This is a genomic window from Streptomyces siamensis, assembly GCF_039543605.1.
Classification (GTDB): Bacteria; Actinomycetota; Actinomycetes; order Streptomycetales; family Streptomycetaceae; genus Streptomyces; species Streptomyces siamensis.
Map to the genome: position 1 here is coordinate 1 of NZ_BAABKB010000036.1, position 14,759 is coordinate 14,759.

The 14,759-nt window shown below is 72.5% G+C and carries 11 protein-coding genes; 6 read left to right on the plus strand and 5 right to left on the minus strand.

Annotated elements, in window-relative coordinates; genetic code table 11:
* Positions 1 to 172 precede the first annotated feature (172 nt).
* Positions 173 to 1,552 carry a maltokinase N-terminal cap-like domain-containing protein gene (locus ABEB03_RS35835; protein ID WP_345657071.1) on the plus strand — a complete coding sequence of 460 codons (1,380 nt, stop codon included), beginning with the start codon at positions 173 to 175 and terminating at the stop codon, positions 1,550 to 1,552.
* Between the two features lie 46 nt (positions 1,553 to 1,598).
* A complete protein-coding gene (gene glgB / locus ABEB03_RS35840) occupies positions 1,599 to 3,809 on the plus strand; it encodes a 1,4-alpha-glucan branching enzyme (protein WP_425589350.1) in 2,211 nt (736 codons plus the stop codon).
* Positions 3,810 to 3,848: 39 nt separating this feature from the next.
* Here glgB and ABEB03_RS35845 read toward each other — a convergent pair whose 3' ends face one another.
* On the minus strand, positions 3,849 to 5,273 hold the full coding sequence (locus ABEB03_RS35845; RefSeq protein ID WP_345657073.1) for a M1 family metallopeptidase: 1,425 nt from the start codon (positions 5,271 to 5,273) through the stop codon (positions 3,849 to 3,851).
* A 265-nt stretch (positions 5,274 to 5,538) separates the two neighbouring features.
* Here ABEB03_RS35845 and ABEB03_RS35850 point away from each other — a divergent pair, with 265 nt between their 5' ends.
* Together ABEB03_RS35850 and ABEB03_RS35855 are read left to right on the plus strand one after the other, a co-directional pair.
* On the plus strand, positions 5,539 to 6,438 hold the full coding sequence (locus ABEB03_RS35850) for a Gfo/Idh/MocA family protein (RefSeq protein WP_345657074.1): 900 nt from the start codon (positions 5,539 to 5,541) through the stop codon (positions 6,436 to 6,438).
* 156 nt (positions 6,439 to 6,594) lie between these two features.
* Entirely contained in the window at positions 6,595 to 7,578 is a 984-nt protein-coding gene (locus ABEB03_RS35855) for an ATP-dependent DNA ligase (RefSeq protein ID WP_345657075.1), read from the plus strand.
* A 40-nt stretch (positions 7,579 to 7,618) separates the two neighbouring features.
* Here ABEB03_RS35855 and ABEB03_RS35860 read toward each other — a convergent pair whose 3' ends face one another.
* From ABEB03_RS35860 to ABEB03_RS35875, 4 genes are all read right to left on the minus strand, one after another.
* Positions 7,619 to 7,987 carry a DUF6479 family protein gene (locus ABEB03_RS35860; protein ID WP_345657076.1) on the minus strand — a complete coding sequence of 123 codons (369 nt, stop codon included), beginning with the start codon at positions 7,985 to 7,987 and terminating at the stop codon, positions 7,619 to 7,621.
* 144 nt (positions 7,988 to 8,131) lie between these two features.
* On the minus strand, positions 8,132 to 8,950 hold the full coding sequence (locus ABEB03_RS35865) for a methyltransferase domain-containing protein (protein ID WP_345657077.1): 819 nt from the start codon (positions 8,948 to 8,950) through the stop codon (positions 8,132 to 8,134).
* A 37-nt stretch (positions 8,951 to 8,987) separates the two neighbouring features.
* A complete protein-coding gene (locus tag ABEB03_RS35870) occupies positions 8,988 to 10,298 on the minus strand; it encodes an MFS transporter (protein ID WP_425589351.1) in 1,311 nt (436 codons plus the stop codon).
* Between the two features lie 103 nt (positions 10,299 to 10,401).
* Positions 10,402 to 11,013 carry a LysE/ArgO family amino acid transporter gene (locus tag ABEB03_RS35875; RefSeq protein ID WP_345657079.1) on the minus strand — a complete coding sequence of 204 codons (612 nt, stop codon included), beginning with the start codon at positions 11,011 to 11,013 and terminating at the stop codon, positions 10,402 to 10,404.
* A gap of 66 nt (positions 11,014 to 11,079) precedes the next feature.
* Here ABEB03_RS35875 and ABEB03_RS35880 point away from each other — a divergent pair, with 66 nt between their 5' ends.
* Entirely contained in the window at positions 11,080 to 11,994 is a 915-nt protein-coding gene (locus ABEB03_RS35880) for a LysR family transcriptional regulator ArgP (RefSeq protein ID WP_345657080.1), read from the plus strand.
* Positions 11,995 to 12,209: 215 nt separating this feature from the next.
* Positions 12,210 to 14,750, plus strand: a complete 2,541-nt coding sequence (locus tag ABEB03_RS35885; protein WP_345657081.1) for a SpoIIE family protein phosphatase — start codon at positions 12,210 to 12,212, stop codon at positions 14,748 to 14,750.
* Positions 14,751 to 14,759: the final 9 nt, after the last annotated feature.

Below are 14,759 nucleotides of genomic sequence, written 5' to 3' on the forward strand. Positions count from 1 at the left end.
GGCGGCGTGCGATTCCCGGCCATCGGAGAACTCCCCTACCTGCTCACCCTCGCCGGACACGGCTTCTACTGGTTCCGGCTCCGTCCCGGGATGGCCCCCGTCACCGCCAGGCGATCTTGAACGCCCACCGCCGTGCCCCACAGCCCGCCCGCCCCTGAAAGGACGTGTCGCCATGGCGAAGACCGCGCTGCACCGTCCGAGCGGCCAAGGTCCCGCTCCGCTGCTGACCTCGCTCGCCGGGCTGCTGCGTGAGTGGCTCCCCCGGCAGCGCTGGTTCGCGGGCAAGGGCAGGCCCGTCACGGATCTGGCCCTGGTGTCGTCGACCGAGCTGTACCCGGGGTGCCTGCACCTGCTGGTCCGAACGGAGTTCCTCGACTCCCGCTCCGCCGCGGGTGCCGGCGCTCCCCCGGCCGACGACTGCTACCAACTCCTGCTCGGGATACGGAAGGTCGTGCCGCCGCGGCTCGCCCACGCCGTCATCGGCCGGGCGAGCGCGGGCCCGCTCTCCGGCCTCATGGTGTACGACGCGCTGCACGACACCCGGGCCGCCGGACTGCTGCTGGAGCGCCTGCGCCGGCCCGGCACCGCGGGACCCCTGCGTTTCGAGCGCGACGTCCGGGTGACACTGCCGGCCGGTCTCGCTCCCCGGCTGCTGGACGCCGAGCAGTCCAACTCGTCCGTGGTGTACGGGGACTCGTTCATCCTGAAGGTGTTCCGCCGCATCCAGCCCGGCATCAACCCGGACCTGGAGGTGCCGTGCGCGCTGGCCCGGCAGGGCTGCACCCGGGTTCCCGCTCCCGCCGCGTGGTTCCGGACCTCACAGCCGCAGGAGGCGACGCTCGGCGTCCTCCAGCCGTTCCTGCCCGGGGCCACCGACGGCTGGAGCCTCGCCCTCGAATCCCTCGCCGCGGACCGGGAGTTCACCGACGAGGCCTACGAACTGGGGCGCGCCACCGCCGAGGTGCATCTCGCCCTGGCCTCGGCCCTGCCCGTCGACGCGCCGAGCCCGCCCCGCAACAGACGTCTCGCGGAGGCGATGCGCGAACGACTCGACGCCGCCGTCCACTCGGTGCCCGAACTCCGGCCGTACGCGCCCGGACTGCGCTCCGCGTTCGACGCGCTCGCGTCCCTCGACTCGGGCGTCCGGCCCGCGCAGCGGATCCACGGCGACCTCCACCTCGGCCAGGTGCTCCGCGCCGGGCAGCGGTGGTCCGTCATCGACTTCGAGGGCGAGCCGGCCCGTCCGCTCGCCGAGCGCCGCCGCCTCCAGTCCCCCGTTCGCGACGTCGCCGGAATGCTGCGATCCTTCGACTACGCCGCCCGGTCCCGTCAGCCCTGGCGGCCCGAGTGGGCGGAACGCTGCCGCGAGGCCTACTGCGCGGGCTACGCCGCCGAGGCGGAGTGGGATCCCCGCGAGGAACCCGAGCTGCTCCGCGCCTACGAGACGGACCGAGCCGTGTACGAGGTGCTGTACGAGGCGCGACACCGCCCCGACTGGCTGCCCGTGCCGATGGCCGCGGTCGGCCGCCTCGCCTCTGCCGAGGTCCGATGACCAGTTGTCCCATTCCGTTCCCCTTCCCCCCGAGGAGGCTGAAGTCGTGACAGCCCGCATCGCACCGGCCGGCGTACGGCCGGCCGCTTCCGCCCCGATGGACGCGCCGGACCGCGCGCGTCTGCTGTCGGGTGCCCACCACGACCCGCACGCACTGCTGGGCGCGCATCTCGTCCCGGACGGCGTCGTGTTCCGGGCACTGCGCCCGTTCGCGCAGTCCGTGGCCGTGGTGGTGGACGGGCTGCGCACCGAACTGGAGAACACGGGCGACGGGATCTTCTCGGGCGTCCTGCCGCTCGACGCGATCCCCGCCTACACGCTGTCGGTGACGTACGACGGCACCCCGTTCGAGACGCAGGACCCCTACCGCTTCCTGCCCACCTTGGGCGAGCTCGACCTGCACCTCATCAGCGAGGGCCGGCACGAAGAGCTGTGGCGGGCCCTCGGCGCGCACCTCATGACGGTTGACGGTGTGAGCGGCACCCGCTTCACCGTGTGGGCGCCGAACGCGCAGGGGGTCAGGGTCTGCGGCGACTTCTGCCACTGGGACACCAACGCCGGCTTCCCGATGCGGTCGCTCGGCTCCAGCGGGATCTGGGAGGTGTTCCTCCCCGGAATGGGCGAAGGCGCCCGGTACAAGTTCGACATCACCCGCCCGGACGGGACCCGCACGCTGCGCGCGGACCCGATGGCCCGGCGCACCGAGACGCCCCCGGCCACGGCCTCCATCGTGACGGAGTCGCACTACGAGTGGAACGACGCCGAGTGGATGGCGGGGCGGGCCAAGTGCCCGGTGCACGTGGCGCCGTTCTCCGTGTACGAGGTGCACCTGCCGTCCTGGCGCGCGGGCCTCACCTACCGCCAGCTCGCCGAGCAGCTGCCCGCCTACATATCCGACCTGGGCTTCAGCCACGTCCAGTTCATGCCGCTCGCCGAGCACCCGTTCGGCGGATCGTGGGGCTACCAGGTGACCGGCTTCTACGCCCCCACCGCACGGCTGGGCACCCCCGACGACTTCAAGTACCTCGTCGACGCCCTGCACCGGGCCGGCATCGGCGTGCTGATGGACTGGGTGCCTGCACACTTCCCCCGCGACGACTGGGCCCTCGCCGAATTCGACGGAACCGCGCTCTACGAGCACGCCGACCCACGGCGTGCCGCCCACCCCGACTGGGGCACCCTCGAGTTCGACTACGGACGGCACGAGGTCCGCAACTTCCTCGTCGCCAACGCCGTGTACTGGTGCGAGGAGTTCCACATCGACGGCCTGCGCGTCGACGCGGTCGCCTCCATGCTCTACCTCGACTACTCCCGCGAACCCGGGCAATGGGTCCCCAACGAGCACGGCGGACGCGAAGACCTGGACGCGGTCGCCTTCCTCCAGGAGATGAACGCCACCGTCTACCGCCGCAACCCCGGCGTCGTCACCATCGCCGAGGAGTCGACCGCCTGGGACGGCGTCACCCGTCCGACGTCCGACGGGGGTCTCGGGTTCGGGCTGAAGTGGAACATGGGCTGGATGCACGACTCGCTGGAGTACATCCAGCGCGAGCCGATCCACCGCAAGTACCACCACAACGAGATGACCTTCTCGATGGTGTACGCCTACAGCGAGAACTACGTCCTGCCCATCTCCCACGACGAGGTCGTCCACGGCAAACGCGCACTCGTCTCCAAGATGCCCGGGGACTGGTGGCAGCAGCGTGCCACCGTGCGCGCCTACCTCGGCTTCATGTGGGCCCACCCCGGAAAGCAACTCCTGTTCATGGGACAGGAGTTCGCCCAGGGTGCCGAATGGTCCGAGGCGCACGGCCCCGACTGGTGGCTGCTGGATCCCGCCTACCCCGCCGAACCCGACCACCGCGGTGTCCGCGACCTCGTCCGCGAGCTCAACACGGTCCACCGGCGTGAACCCGCGCTCTGGCAGCGCGACACCGACCCTTCCGGGTTCAGCTGGATCACCGCCGACGCGGCGGACGACAACGTGTTCGCCTTCGTCCGGTACGACGCCGACGGCACCCCGCTGCTCGCCGTCTGCCACTTCTCGCCCGCCGTGCGGCACGGCTACCGCATCGGCGTCCCCGAGGACATCCCCGCCTGGCAGGAGATCCTCAACACCGACCACGCCCGATACGGCGGCAGCGGCATCCACGCCTCCCACCCCGTCAAGACGGAGTCCGAGCCGTCGCACGGACGTCCCACCAGCATCGAGCTGACCCTGCCGCCCCTCGCCACCGTCTGGCTCCGCCCCGCCTGAGGGCCGCGCCGCGGGGCGGAGCCGGGGACGCGGCGAGGTTCAGGACGAGGACGGCTTGCCCGCGGTCTCCAGCCAGGTGTGGAACAGGTGCCCGAGATCCTTGCCGGACTCCCGCTCGCAGAGGCGCACGAACTGGGCCGTGGTGCCGTGACCGTCACGGTGTCCGGCGGCCCAGTTCCGCAGGATGCGGAAGAAGGCACGGTCACCGACGGCGCTGCGCACCTTGTGCAGGGTCATGGCGCCGCGCGCGTACACGGGCGTGTCGAAGATGTGCGCGCCGCTGCCGGGGTCGCCGGGCGGGAACGCCCACAGATCACTGTCGGCGGGACTGGCGTACAGGGAGTCGAACGTCTTCTGCGCGCTCCTGCCGCCGTGCTGCTCGGTGTAGAGCCACTCGGCGTACGTCGCGAAGCCCTCGTTGAGCCAGATGTCCTGCCACCGGGTGAGGGAGACCGAGTCCCCGAACCACTGGTGGGCGCTCTCGTGGACGAGGGTGCCCAGGTCGGGCGCGGAGTCGTACACGGGTCGCGTCTGGGTCTCCAGCGCATAGCCGACCTGGGGTGCCCGGTCGACGATGGCGCCGGCGGCCCGGAACGGGTAAGGCCCGAACACCTCGCTCTCCCAGGCCAGTACCGACGGCAGCTTCTTCAGGACCGGCGCGGCGGCGGTCGCCTCACGTGGGTCGACGGCGTTGTAGACCCTGAGCCCGTCCCGGGTGGTGTACTGCTCGACCTTGAACTTCCCCACGGTCGCCGTCGCCAGGTAGGCGGCCATCGCTTCGGACTGCCGCCAGCGGAAGGTGGTCCGGTCGTGGGAGGTGCGCTGCCCGCGCAGGAGGCCGTTCGCGACGGCGGTGTAGCCCTTCGGGACGGTGAGGGTGAAGTCGTACGACGCCTTGTCCGTGGGGTGGCTGTTCGCGGGGTACCAGGTCATGGCTCCCTGGGGCTCGCCGGCCACGAACGCGCCGTCGTCGGTGGGGATCCAGCCGTCGAGGGAGCCGTCGGGGTCGGTGACCGGTTTCGGTGTGCCGGAGTAGGTGACGGTCACCTTGAACTCCTGCCCCTCGCACAGGGCGTGCCGGGGTGTGACGACGAGTTCCTGGCCGTCGCGGCGGAAGGCGGCCTTGACGTGGTCGACGGTGACGCCGGTGACCTTCAGCCCCTTGAGGTCGAGGTCGAAGCGGGTCAGGCGCTGTGTCGCACGGGCGGTGACGACCGCCTTGCCGTCCAGGTGCCGGCTGTGCGGGTCGTAGCCGAGGGTCAGGTCGTAGTGACGGACGTCGTAGCCGCCGTTGCCCGCGAGGGGAAAGTACGGATCTCCGGCGCCGGCCCGGCCGACGGTCCCCGCGGCCGCAGGTCCGGCCGCGGCCAGCAGGGCCGCTACGGCGACGGGGACGGTGGCGACAACGGCTTCCCGGCGAAGGACTGTTGAGCGTCTTGCGGCCTGCTGCGGGCGTGGCGTCACGTTCGCTCCTTCGGGTCGACGGTGATCACTCGCGCGCACAGCCTATGAGTCTCCTCGGCCGGTATCCCCCTCAATCAGGTCAAGTTACGGGCGGGCGTGGGGCCGGCGGGGGCGGAGGTCGTGGCCCCGCCGACGGCGGGCTCTGGCCCGAATGCGGGCCGGCATGGTGAAGTGTGCTCGTCAGGCGGTTCGACCGTCCTGGTCCTGACGGGTCCTCGGCCCGTCGGGACGACCCGCACAGCACAGCACAGCAGAGGAGTTCCTCGTGACCGGAAACGCGCACGACTGGCCGCACGAACCCGTCTCGGTCGGGCTGGTCGGCGCGGGGCCATGGGCACGCATGGTCCACGCGCGCGTGCTCGCCGCCGGGCCCGAGACACGGCTGACCTCGGTGTGGGCCCGGCGTCCCGAGGCCGCGCGGGAGACGGCCGCACCCTACGGAGCCGCCGTGGCGGGGACGTTCGAGGAACTGCTCGACACCTGTGAGGCCGTCGCCTTCTCCGTGCCGCCCGACGTGCAGGCGGAACTGGCGCTGCGGGCGGCGAAGGCGGGCAAGGCCCTGCTGCTGGAGAAGCCCCTGGCCCTCGATCTGCCCGCGGCGCGGGAGCTCGTGGACGCCATCGACAGCGCGGGGGTCGTCTCCCAGCTCGTCCTGTCGAACCGCTATCACCCGGAGACCCGGCGGTTCCTGGCCAAGGCCCGGGAGCTGGACGTCTCCGGGGCGAGGTCGTGCATGGTGGGCGGCGCCTTCCTGGGCGGGGACTTCGCGACCCCGTGGCGCCTGGAACACGGGGCGCTGCTGGACATCGGGCCGCACATCCTCGATCTGCTGGACGCGGCCCTCGGTCCGGTCCTCCGCGTGCGTGCCACCGGGGACCCCCGCCGGTGGGTCGAGCTCACCTGCGAACACGAGGGCGGCGCGGTCAGCCAGGCCTCGCTGTCCGGTTCGGTCGAGGTCGAGCGCGGCATCACGCGGATCGAGTTGTTCGGCCGGCATCCCGAGCTGGTCTTCGACGGCTCGGCGCTCGACCACGAGGAGTCCTGGCCCGTGCTGCGCCGCGAGTTCGCCACGGCCGTACGGACGGGACGGTCCGGCGAACTCGACGCCCACCGAGGGCTGCGTCTCCAGACCCTGATGGCACAGGCCCTGGACGAGGGCCGGTAGCGGGGGCCGACGGCACGGTCGCCGTCGGCACGGCTGGGCCGGCGGCACCGTACGAAGAAGGGACCGGCCGGCACGGGAGGCGGAGGAGGGCCGCCGTTCAGGCGAAACGGCCGCCGCCCGAGCGTGCGCCGCGCGAGGCCTGTCGAGAACACAGCTGTGAGACTGCCGCTGATCGCTCCCATGCTCGCCACGCCCGGCACGCTCCCGCCCAGGGGCCAGGACATGCGCTGGGCGTACGAGACGAAGCAGGACGGCCAGCGCGCCGTGGTCTATCTGCCCGGGGACGGCAGTGTGGTGCTGCGCGCCCGGTCGGGTGAGGACATCACCGCCGCGTACCCGGAGCTGCGTGTGCTGGGTGACGTTCTGGGGAGAACACCGGCGATCCTGGACGGCGAGATCCTCGTCCTGGACGAGCGCGGGCGTGGCGACTTCCAGCTGCTCCAGTCCCGTATGGGGCTCGCCGGATCACCGGGCAAGGCGGCTCGCCGTGCCGCGCAGGCCCCCGCGCACCTCGTGCTGTTCGACGTCATGCACCTCGCGGGGGACCTGACCCGACTGCGCTACGCCCGACGGCGCGAGGAACTGGACGGGCTCGCTCTCGCCGGACCGTTCTGGTCGACGCCGGTCGCGCTCGTCGGCCACGGCGAGGCGGCCCTGCGGGCGACTCGGGAGAGTGGTCTGGAGGGGCTGGTGTGCAAGCGGCTGGACTCCGTGTACGAGCCCGGGGTGCGCTCGCGCTCCTGGATCAAGATCCGCAACATGAGGACCGAGGACGTCCTCGTCGGTGGCTGGGCACCGGGCAGGGGGCGGCTGGCCGGGCTTCCCGGTGCCGTGCTGGTGGGACAGCGCGACGCGGAGGGCGCGTTGCGCTACGTGGGCAGCGTGGGGACCGGCTGGAGCGAGACGGAGCGCGCCGAGCTGGCCCGGCTGCTGCGGGCCGCCGCGACGGACCGCTGCCCCTTCACCCCGGTGCCGCCGGTGACCGGGGCGCACTGGGTGGTGCCACGGCTGGTGGGCGAGGTCCGCTACAGCACCCGCACCAGGGCCGGTCTGCTGCGGCAGCCGTCCTGGCTGCGGCTGCGCCCCGACCTGGCTCCGGAGGACTCGGCGGCCGACCTCCCTCACGACAGACGGACATGACCGCCCGACGGGGCGGTCATGTCCGCTGCGCGTGGCCCGTTCAGGTCCTGCCGGGGCCGCCGCTTCCGAAGGAACCGCTGGATCCGGGAACCCAGCGTTTGCGGTGCTGATCGTCGGCGTGTTTGCTGCCCGCGGCGTGGAGGTTGTACGGCATCAGCCGTTCGCTCTCGTCCACGGCCTGCGGGACCTCGTCGGGTTCCCGCATCTCCCGGATCTCGTGGATCGCCCCCTCGGCGGGCAGCTTGGGCTGCTCCTCGGGGGTGGGCGGGTCCAGCTCCTCGCGCCGCACGCTGATGCCCATCCGGACGGCCCAGACGAGCGCACCTGCGATGACGAGACCACCCACGAAGGCGGCGATCGCGTTCACCGCGGAACTGGCTGCGATCACTTCATAGGTCGCGGTGTTCATGTTGCTCGTGTACCCCCAATGCCAGGGGAAACTGCGGTACCTCCGTCAACGACGGTCATACCATTGTATTCCGGTTTGATTCGGACGATATGCCCATTCAAACCGGACGTGATGACCACCGCTCGCTCCGGTACGCCGACCGGGTCACCCCGGGCGGTGCGCCACCGCCCCGAACATGGTCACGGACATGTGCAGAGCCCCCTGCGCGGCGGCCTCGGTGAGGTCCTCGTACAGGCGGTCGCGCTGCACCTCGGTGACGAGGCCGCGGCGTACGGCGGACTCGCCCAGCATGCGGATCAACGGCCAGGCGACCGTGGTGTGGTCCTGGAGCAGTGCCTGCGAACCCCGGTCGTCGACGACCAGCCCGGCCGCCGCCAGCCGACCCACGAGCTTGCGTCCGGAGTACGGGTCGGCCGCCGCCGAGAGCGCGCCGGAGGTGACGGCCGCGACGGTCTCCGGGTCCCCGGGGTGCAGGATCGTGGTCGCCCAGTCGGTGTCGAGCAGGGCGACCCGCCCGCCGGGACGCAGGACACGGGCGATCTCGACGACGGCCTTCTCCGGTTCGAGGAGGTGCTGGAGCACGCGCTCGCACCACACCACGTCGATCGAGGCGTCGGGCACGGGCAGGGAGAGCGCGTCGCCGTCCAGGAAGCGGGCCCGGCCGCCCGGTTCCGTGCGCTGCTCGGCCACCGCGCGCAGCCCCGGGTTGGGCTCGATGCCGAGTGCCGCGCCGCCCGGCGCCGCGGCGTCCGCCAGGTGCCGGGTCTGCGAACCGGTGCCCGAGCCGATGTCGAGCGCCCGCTCCCCCGGCCGAACGTCCAGTGCCGTGTGCGCCCAGGCGCGCAGTCGGCGGACGCCGTCATTGGCGTCCTGCGCGTCGAGCGCCCCCACCAGCCGGTCGACGCCCGTCGAGGCACCGATGTTCGGCGCGTGGAACTGCGATGTAGGTCGTGTCGCCCCCATGGCGATCACTCTAGAGCCACCCCGGCCCGCTGTGGCGTCAGATCGTGTAACGCCTCAGGGCGGGGGTCACCGCGGCCAGGCCCAGCACGGCGGCGATCACCAGCAGACCGCCGCCCGCGACCGCGGCGCGCGGTCCGAAGAGCGAGCCGGCCGTGCCGTGCAGGACGTCCGCCAGACGCGGCCCGCCCACGACGACGACCGTGAAGACGCCCTGCATCCGCCCGCGCATCTCGTCGGTCGCGGCGGACAGCAGGATCGCGCCGCGGAACACCATGGAGACCATGTCGGCGATCCCGGCCGCGGCGAGGAACGCCACCGCCACCCACAGACTGGTGCTGAGTCCGAACCCGGTGATGGCGGCTCCCCAGGCCGCGACCGCGACGATGACCATGAGGCCGTGCCGCCGGGCGCGGGAGAAGGTGCCCGACATCAGGCCCCCGATCACGGCACCGATGGGGATCGCCGCGAACAGCAGGCCGAGCGCGAGCCCCTCCCCGTACGGCGCGTAGGTCTGCGCGGCGAGTTCCGGGAACAGCGCGCGGGGCATGCCGAAGACCATGGCGATGATGTCGGCGAGGAAGGACAGCAGCAGCACCTTGTGGACGGAGATGTAGCGGAACCCGGCGGCGACCTCGCGCCATCCCGCCCGCCTGGACGGCCCGTCGGTCAGGGGCGGCAGGGCGGGCAGCCGCACCACCGCCCACACGGTGACGCACAGGGCGAGGGCGTCGATCAGGTAGAGCTCGGGCAGGCCGATGACGGGGATGAGCGCGCCGGCGAGCAGCGGCCCGGCCACCAGGCCGGTCTGCATGACGGTGGAGCCGAGCGCGTTGGCCGCCGGCAGTTCCTCTGCCGGGACCAGCCGGGCGATGGAGGCGTTGCGCGCCGGGGAGTTCAGACCGAAGAACGCCTGCTGGAGGGCGAGCAGCACCATCAGGACGAGTACGGAGTCGAGTCCGCTGACCGCCTGTGCCCAGAACAGCAGTGAGGTGACGGCTATGCCGGTGTTGGTGACGAGGAGGAGCTTGCGCCGGTCCATGCTGTCCGCGATGGCGCCGCCCCAGAGCGCGAAGACCACCAGCGGCAGCAGGCCGGCGAGGCTGGCGTAGCCCACCCAGGCCGAGGAGCCGGTGATGTCGTAGATCTGCTTGGGCACGGCGACCGCGGTGAGCTGGCTGCCCACCGCCGTGACGATGGTCGAGGACCACAGCCGACGGTAGGCGGGGCGGCGCAGCGGCCGGGTGTCCATGGTCCACCGGCGCCATCCGGGCCGATTCGGCGGCTGTGTCGCCGGGGCCTCGTCGTGTGTCCCGGGGCCGCTGTCCTTGCTGCTTTCGCTCGTGTCCACACTCGTCCTGATTGCTCGATACATCTTTCGCTTCAGGGATCACTATGGCCGAGCGGGAACGGTTCGTGTCCTCCGGGGGACGGAACGTTCAAGGAACCGGGTCTCAGGCCCCGGCGATCAGGAGGCCACCGGTGGCGATCATCGTCGTGGCGACCAGGCCGTCCAGCACACGCCACGACGCGGGCCGGGCCAGCCACCGGCCGAGCAGCCGGGCGCCGAAGCCGAGCGCGACGAACCAGCACAGGCTCGCCGTCGCCGCGCCCAGCCCGAACGTCCAGCGCAGCGGCCCGCGGTCGGCCGCGATGGAGCCGAGCAGGAACACGGTGTCGAGGTAGACGTGCGGGTTGAGCCAGGTCAGCGCCAGGCAGGTGAGCACGGCACGCCGTCGTGAGTCCGCCGGCGCGGCCGACGGCTGCAGGGCCGAGGGCCGCAGTGCCCTGCGTGCGGCGAGGAACCCGTACACGAGGAGGAAGCCGCCGCCGATCAGCCCGACCGCGGTGAGCGCGGCGGGCCACGCCACGACCACCGCGCCGACGCCTCCGACGCCCAGGGCGATGAGGACGGCGTCGGACAGCGCGCAGATGGCCACCACGGCGAGGACGGCGTCGCGGCGTATTCCCTGGCGCAGGACGAACGCGTTCTGGGCGCCGATGGCGACGATGAGCGAGAGACCGGTGCAGAAACCTGCGGTCGCGGCGGTGAGAGCGGCTGTCATGCCGTCGACGGTATGGAGCACATCGCCGGGAGTACAGCTAAAGATTCTTACGTAACATTAGCGCTCGTGATGACAGATCTGCCCGTGGACCAGGTGCGCACGCTGCTCGCCGTGGTCGACGAGGGCACCTTCGACGCGGCGGCCGCGGCGCTCCATGTGACTCCGTCGGCGGTCAGCCAGCGCGTCAAGGCGCTCGAACAGCGCACCGGCCGGGTGCTGCTGATGCGGACGAAGCCGGTGCGGCCCACGGAGTCCGGCGAGGTCGTCGTGCGTTTCGCGCGTCAGCTCGCCCGGCTGGAGCGCGACGCGCACACGGCGCTCGGCATGGCCGGCCCCGGGGAGCCCACGCGTGTGTCGATCGCGGTGAACTCCGACTCGCTGGCCACCTGGTTCCTCCCGGCGCTCACCCGGGTTCCCGAGGACCTCCGCCTCTGCTTCGAACTGCGCCGCGAGGACCAGGACCACACGGCCACACTGCTGCGCGAGGGGCTGGTCATGGCGGCCGTGACCTCCTCGCCGGACCCCGTGACGGGATGTTCCGTGCGGGCCCTGGGCCGGATGCGCTATCTGCCGGTCGCGAGCCCCGGTCTCGCCGAACGGTGGCTGGGGGCGGAGACACCGCTGCGTGACGTGATCGCCGACATGCCCCTGGTGGTGTTCGACCGCAACGACGGCCTCCAGGACGAGTTCGTGCGCGCCCTGCGAGGTGGCGGCGCCGCGAGTGCGCTGCGGCACTTCATGCCCACTTCCGAGGGGTTCGTGGACGCCGTCGTGGCCGGGATGGGCTGGGGCATGGTGCCCGAGGCGCAGGCCGGACCACTGCTGCGCGCCGGGCGGCTGGTCCGCCTGGCGCCGCGCCGGATCGTCGACGTCCCCTTGTACTGGCAGCAGTGGAAGCTGGACTCCCCCGCGCTGGCGTCGGTGGCCGACGCCGTCGCGGCCGTCGCGGCCGAGACCCTCGTCACGCGGGACGGCTCCTGAATCACCGCGGGACGGCTCCTGAATCACAAGGTGCCGGACGCCTCCTGAACATCCCGGTAAGCCTGTATGTTCGCGCTGGGCACGACCGGGCGTGTCCCTGACGAGGGGTGGCGCACGACCCTGCCCCCGTACGGGCGCCGAGGTGCGGTCAGGGGCCTCGAAGGCGCATTCTTGCTGTGGTATCCCCCTGACGGTGGGCGGACGAGGGCAGACCGATGACTGGGAGCGCCGAGCGTGAGGTCCAGGCGCTGGAGAACCTGGATGCCCTGCTCAGCGGGGCCGTGACGGACGCGATCCGGGCGGCTCGCGGCTTCGCGGGGGGCGTCTATCTGCGTTCGAGCACGCCGGGCCTGCTGCGGCTCGCCGTGCTCGCGGGTCTCCCGGGCCCGCTGTTCCGGCCCTGGTGGCGCATGGACGTGCACCGGCCCTTCCCCGTCGCGGACGCCCATCGGCTCGGTGTGGAGGTCCTCCTGACGGACGCGACCGAGACCATGCGGCGCTATCCCCAGCTCGCGGCGGGCCTGCCGTTCCCGTTCGGTTCGCTGTACGTACCGGTGGTGGGGGCCTCGACGTCGTACGGCGTACTCACGGTGCTGCGGCCGTCGGCCTCGGACGCCACCGAGGTGCTGCCGGACCGGGACCGGATGACGGCGGTGGCGGACGAACTGGGCGCGGCGTTGGCCGCGTTGGACAAGGACGGGCCCGGTGTCCGGTGGGACGGGGAGCCGATGTGCACGCGGCCGCCGGCCGACGGTCCCACGGCGCGCTGCGTCGGGCGGTTCACCTGGGACCCGGTCGACGGCGGCGTCATCGCGGACGACGGTCTGTGGGCCCTGCTCGGCGGTGACCACGAGGAATTCACCGGAACGCTGGAGGCCCTCGCAGCGGCCGTCGCCCCCGATGAACCCCTCCTTTTCATGGCCGCCCTGCGCGAGACCGCCGCGGGGCACCCACCGCACCACCCGATACCGCTGTGCACCGCGAGCGGCGAGGTGCGGGTGGTGGAGCTGTGGACGTCTGGCCCGGGCCTGCTCGCGCCCTACCGGGTCAGCGGCGTGGTCGTCGAACCGGGCCCGGGCCCGGCGGCGGACCAGGCGGCGGACCTGCTGCCGGAGGCCGTCTTCGCGCTCGACCGGCTCGGGCTCATCATCTACGTCAACGAACGCGCGGCCGAGCTGCTCGGGCGTCCGCGGACGGAACTGCTCGGACGGTCGCTGTGGCAGGCGGTGCCGTGGCTGGACCGCCCCGTGTACGAGGACCATCTGCGCGGGGCGCTGCTGTCACCGGACCCGGTGCAGTTCCAGGTGCGGATCCCGCACGCGCGCTGCGAGGGCACGCCCGGACACGGCGGAGGCGCCTGGCTGACGCTCTCCGTGTTCCCCGGCCCGGCCAGCCTCACCTGCCGGCTCGTGCCGGTGGGGCGTGTCGCCGAGACCGCGGAGGCCGCCCCGCTCGACCCGGCGTCCGTGACGGCCGGCCGTGACACGGGGGACGAGCCGAGCAGCGGCGTCCCGACGACGGCGCCGCTGTACCGGCCCATCGTCCTCGCCATCGCACTGACCGAGGCCGTGACGGCCCGCCAGGTGTCCGAGGTGGTGATGCGGGAACTGCTGCCCGCCTTCGGCGGCCGTCGTCTCGCCATCTATCTCCTCCAGGAACGGCGTCTGTACCTGGCCTGGGAAACGGGCTTCCCGCAGGGGTTCCTCGCCCCGTTCGACGGGGTGGGCCTGGACGCGAAGATTCCCGGCGTGGAGACGCTCACCCACGGCCGTGCCCTCTTCTTCGAGTCGATGGAGCAACTGGCCGCGGCCTATCCGGGGATCCCGCTGGACGCCACGGAGGGGGCGCGCGCGTTTCTGCCGCTGATCGCCTCGGGACGCCCGGTGGGTTCGTGCATCCTCGGCTTCGACCGGTCCCGCAGCTTCGGCGTGGAGGAGCGTACGGTGCTGACCGCTCTCGCCGGGCTGATCGCGCAGGCCCTGGAGCGGGCCCGGCGCTACGACGACGAAGCGGCCCTGGCACGCGGGCTCCAGGAGGCCCTCCTGCCGCACCGGTTGTCGGCGCATCCCCTGGTGGAGACGTCCGGCCGGTATCTGCCCGGCACCGTGGGCATGGACGTGGGCGGCGACTGGTACGACGTCGTCGAGGCGGGCGACGGACTCGCCCTGGTCATCGGTGACGTGCAGGGGCACGGTGTGCAGGCGGCGGCCACCATGGGGCAGCTGCGCAGCGCGGTCCGGGCGTTCGCGCTCGGCGACCGGTCGCCGGACGAGGTGATGAGCGGTACCAACCGGCTGCTCATCGACCTCGACCCGGGCCAGTTCGCCAGTTGCTGCTATGTGCGGGTGGACCCGGTCACGGGCCTCGCCCGAGCGGCGCGGGCAGGCCATCCGCCGCCCCTGCTGCGCCATCCCGACGGGCGCACCGAGGTGCTGGACCTGCCCGGTGGTGTGGTGCTCGGGGTGGACCCGCGGGCCCGCTACCCGGTGACGGAACTGCGGCTGGAGCCCGAGGCGGTGCTCGCCCTGTACACCGACGGGCTGGTCGAGCGGCCCGGCACGGACATCGACGACGGCATCGAGGCGCTGCGGACGATCCTCTCCCGCGCGGGCACGCCGCACGGAAAGCCGGGTGGCTCCTCGCTCTCCCGGGCCGCCGACCTGCTCACGGCGCCCGCCCGGCAGGCCGGCGAACGCCCGGACGACATCGCGCTGCTCCTCACCACGCTCAGGTCCCCGGAGGGCGGGCCCGGATAGGCCGCGGCC

Bases quoted from the DNA above. Each gene is read 5' to 3' on its own strand.
- ABEB03_RS35835 (WP_345657071.1), top strand. From the start codon at position 173: ATGGCGAAGACCGCGCTGCACCGTCCGAGCGGCCAAGGTCCCGCTCCG.
- ABEB03_RS35860 (WP_345657076.1), bottom strand. From the start codon at position 7,987: ATGAACACCGCGACCTATGAAGTGATCGCAGCCAGTTCCGCGGTGAAC.
- ABEB03_RS35865 (WP_345657077.1), bottom strand. From the start codon at position 8,950: ATGGGGGCGACACGACCTACATCGCAGTTCCACGCGCCGAACATCGGT.
- ABEB03_RS35875 (WP_345657079.1), bottom strand. From the start codon at position 11,013: ATGACAGCCGCTCTCACCGCCGCGACCGCAGGTTTCTGCACCGGTCTC.
- ABEB03_RS35885 (WP_345657081.1), top strand. From the start codon at position 12,210: ATGACTGGGAGCGCCGAGCGTGAGGTCCAGGCGCTGGAGAACCTGGAT.